Below are 4140 nucleotides of genomic sequence, written 5' to 3' on the forward strand. Positions count from 1 at the left end.
CGAAGCGATTCAAGAGGGAGAACCCTCTGGTCATTTTGCGGTATTTTCTTCTCAGAACTCGAAGTTTAGGTACACCTTCAACAAGATCCGGGAAGTAAAATCGCACAGGATCGGGGAACTCTTTGCAGCATACCGGGATATACTCTGGGATGATGGGCGGCATAAATACAATGTCAGCTCTTTCATCGGTGAAATAGACGAGATCCTTCTCGGAGAGCGTTTCAGCACCTTTGACCAGAACACCCTGGACAATCTTATCGGTACCTTGCGCCAGCGCGGGAACAGCAACGCAACCATCAATCGCAAGATGGCTGCACTCAGCAAGCTGCTGCGCAAGGCTCACAAGATGGGAGATATCCACAGCCTGCCTGAGTTCCGCCGCCAGAAGGAGCGGGCAGGACGGATTCGTTTCCTAGAAAGGGACGAAGAGGCAAGGCTGTTCGCCGCCATCAGGAGCCGCAGCGAGGATGCTTACAGGCTCTCCGTCTTCCTGGTCGATACCGGCTGCCGCCTCGGCGAGGCGCTCGGCCTGATCTGGAACGACATCCAGGAGCATCGCGTCTCCTTCTGGATCACCAAATCCGGCCGCAGCCGCACCATTCCGATGACCGAACGGGTCAAGGAGGTGATTAAGCTGCCGCCGAACACCGAAGGACGCCGGCCGAAGGGCCCGTTCACCAAGCTCAGCCAAGCGCAGTACCGCGCGATCTGGAACGAGGCGAAGACGGAAGTCGGTCTCGGCGCCGATGAGCAGGTGGTGCCGCACATCCTGCGTCACACTTGTGCTTCCCGCCTCGTTCAGGGCGGTATCGACATCAGGCGCGTCCAGATGTGGCTTGGCCACCAGACGCTGTCGATGACCATGCGTTACGCGCACCTCGCCACCAACGATCTTGATGGCTGTGTCGTCGTTCTCGAGAAGCCGCGTGCCGATCAGGCGCCGAGCGCCGCGGAGAACTCCGTCTTTGCCTCTCCCCTGACCGCGCCGTCACCTGGCAAAGCCGCTCGCAAGGAGAGCGGAGCGGAGCCGGCAAAGGCGCGGCGCAAGAGCTCCAAGGGCAAATAGGCACGCGCCGCGTGCCGGAGAATATATATTTTATTGACAAGCCCGAGGTTGAATTAGTCTCGGGCTTTACTTTGTTTTGATTCGCGCTCTGCCCGATCGAGGAAATCCGCAATCTCCCGCAGCAGAGTGCCGGTTTCCAGAAAGGGAGCGTGTCCCTGACCTTCGACGGTGATCGTCTCCATGCCGGGATGACGTCTTCCCATCTCCTCGACGCTCGCAGCTGATAATAGTTTTGAATTGCCGCCGCGAATGGCAAGCAGCGGCACGGCGGCCAAAGCATCGAACTGCGGCCACAGACGCGGCAACGGCTTGCTGAAATCGATGCCGGCCAGCGTGTCGACCAGGGCTGGATCGAAATCCGGCACCCAGCCGGCCGCCGTCTCACGGCAGATTGCCCGCACCATCCGGGCCCAGTCGGCGTCGGTAAGCGCCGGGAAATCGGCGCCATGCACGCGCCGCTGGGTATCCACCGCCTCGGCGAACGTCTTCGGTTTCGGCGCACGGTCGAGATAGGAGCGGATATGGGCTAGACCCTCCGTCTCGATCACCGGCCCGATATCGTTCAGCACGATGGCCTTCAGCACGGCCGGCTTCAGCGCGCCGAGCACATGGATGATCAGGCCGCCACGCGACGTGCCGACGAAGGCTGCCTGCTCGACGCCGAGCGCCGACATCCCGGCAAGCACGTCGCCGGCCTCGACCCCGACATTGTAGTGGCCGATATCGGGATCGTGGTCCGACTGGCCCCGGCCGCGGTAGTCGAACGCGATGACCTTGCGGGGGTTCTCCACCTTGCTGGAAAGATGGAGCGCCAATTCATGGAAGTCGCGGGCATTGCGGGTGAGGCCCGGCAGGCAGATGACCGGCCAGCCGCCGGTGTTCGCCTCGCCATAGATCCGGGCATGGAGCTTCAAGCCGTCAGCTGCGGGATAGAAGAAGTCGGAGAAACCTTCGTCGCTCGCCATGCTGTCCTCGCTTGGGGGGTGACCGACAGCTACAGGCGAGGGCAGGGATCGTCAAACGGGTAGCTCTTTCCTTCTCCCCTTGTGGGGTGAGAAGCGGCCGCGTTAGCGGACGAAAAGCCAATTGCTTGGCTTTTCGAGCTTCGAACGCCCTGAGCCTGCGAAGGGCCGGGTGGTGGCCGATCCCCGGCCGGGTCCCCGCTGCTCCGCAGCGTCCCGGCGTTCGCCGGCCTTTCATCGTGCCAGTGGCACGATGAACTCGCCTTCGGGGAACCGGCTGCTCACCCCACAAGGGGAGAAGGGAAGGACGCCGGCTCAACTCCGCCCGTTCACAAGGTCCCCCACGATGTCGTACTTCCCCGAAATACGCATCTTGTAGACCTCGTAATTTTCCATCACGCGCTGCACGTAACTTCTTGTTTCCGTGTAGGGAATCCGCTCGATCCAATCGACCACCGCGTCCACGTCCTTGCCGCGCGGATCGCCGTATTTCGCCACCCACTGGGCGGCGCGGTTGGGGCCGGCATTGTAGCCGGCGAAGGTTAGCACATAGGAGCCGCCGAAGCGGTCGAGCTGCTCGCCGAGGAAAGCCGAGCCCAGCGTTGCGTTATAGCCGGCATCGCTCGTCAGCCGCGCCTGCGAGAAACTCATGCCGGTCTTCTTCGCCAACTGCTTGGCCGTGCCCGGCATCAACTGCAGCAGGCCGCGCGCGCCGGCGCTGGAGACGGCGCCGACATTGAACTCGCTTTCCTGGCGGGCAATGGCGTAGGCGAGCGCCTTGCCGGATCCGGAAATGTTGGCCGAATCGGGAATGACGCCGAGCGGATGCGACAGCGCGCCAACATCGATGCCGCGTTGGGCGGCGATCTTGCCGACCTTCAGCGCCATGAAATGGTTGCCTTGCTTTTCCGCCAGCACCGCAAGCAGCGCCAGCTCGCCCGGGCTGGTCAGCTGTCCGGCAAGGTCGCGATAGAGCGTCTCGGCATAGCGGTCATAGCCCGCCTCCTGCAGCCGCTTGATCGCGCTCACCGCCTCGCGGCCATCAAAACTCAGGCGGTCGGCCGCGCTCGGTTTCGGATAGGCGATGTTGAGTGTCCTCAACCCCACGCGCTCGCCGGCGAGCTGGCCATAGAAGGTCGTGCCGTAGCTGGCCGCGCGCGTGAAATAATCCTTGGCGCTGCCCGGACCGCCGACTTCCGCGGCGCGGCCGAGCCAGTAATAGGCGCGCGACAGCGACACCGGTCCCTGCGCGAGCTCGGTGATCTGCTTGAAGTGAGTGGCGGCGGTCGCCGGATCGTTGAGGCCGCGCAGCCCGTACCAGCCGGCATGGAATTCGGCCTCGGCGGCATTGGCCGGGCTTTCGGCCGCATGCATGGAGACGATTCTGTAGGCGGTCTTCATGTCGCCCTGGTCGACCAGCTCGCGCGACAACACGCGGCGCTCCACCCACCAGGCATCGGGGTCGACCAGCGAATCGCGGTCGGTCGGCGCCTTCATCACGACAGCAGCGGCTTCAGTGAATTTCTGCTGCTTGCGCAGATATTCCGCCTCGGCGAAGAAATAGCCGGCCGAGCGTTGCGCCGCCGGCACCGCCTTCAACAGTTTGGCGGCGTTCTTGTCGCCCTTGTCGGCCGCCGCCCACGCATCGGCCAACGGCTGCGCCCCGGCGAGCCCGGCGACCCGCAGCGCGGAGGACGGCCGGTCGGCATAGAACATGCGCTCCATGCGGTAGCGATGGTCGGCCGCGGGGATCAGCGCGCCGAACTCCTTGATGATGGCGTTCTCGTCCTTGGCTTCCAGCTTTTCGCTGCGCCAGAACGGCACCAGCACCGCGCGCGCCGCGGCCTGGTTGCCGAGCGCTACCTGCGAGCGGGCAAGGATGATCACGCCCTCCGGCGTCAGTGGCTGGCTGCGGCCGAAGGCCTGCACCACCACTTGCGGCGGCGGGTTTTCGCGATAGAGCGCGCGTTCGCTGTTCTTGCGCAGGGCGATCGTGCCCGGCCAGCCGGGAAGCATCTTGGCGGCATCGGCAATCTCGCCGCTCGGCACCTGGTCGCCGCCATAAAGCGCGATCGCCCAGGCCAGGATGTGCCGGTCGAGCGAAGTGGCGGG

The 4140-nt window shown here is 64.0% G+C and carries 3 protein-coding genes; 1 reads left to right on the top strand and 2 read right to left on the bottom strand.

What is annotated here, in order from left to right:
* Positions 1–1066: site-specific integrase (locus EOA24_RS29365; protein ID WP_133374664.1), on the top strand; the 1066-nt coding region annotated here is incomplete at its 5' end.
* A 53-nt stretch (positions 1067–1119) separates the two neighbouring features.
* Here EOA24_RS29365 and EOA24_RS29370 read toward each other — a convergent pair.
* Complete coding sequence (locus tag EOA24_RS29370; RefSeq protein WP_126078327.1) at positions 1120–2031, bottom strand: alpha/beta hydrolase; 912 nt, start codon at positions 2029–2031, stop codon at positions 1120–1122.
* Positions 2032–2343: 312 nt separating this feature from the next.
* Positions 2344–4140, bottom strand: a 1797-nt coding sequence (locus EOA24_RS29375) for a lytic transglycosylase domain-containing protein (RefSeq protein ID WP_133374665.1), incomplete at its 5' end; no start/stop codon positions are given.

The sequence above is a fragment of the Mesorhizobium sp. M2A.F.Ca.ET.039.01.1.1 genome (assembly GCF_003998035.1).
Classification (GTDB): Bacteria; Pseudomonadota; Alphaproteobacteria; order Rhizobiales; family Rhizobiaceae; genus Mesorhizobium.

Bases quoted from the DNA above. Each gene is read 5' to 3' on its own strand.
- EOA24_RS29370 (WP_126078327.1), bottom strand. From the start codon at position 2,031: ATGGCGAGCGACGAAGGTTTCTCCGACTTCTTCTATCCCGCAGCTGAC.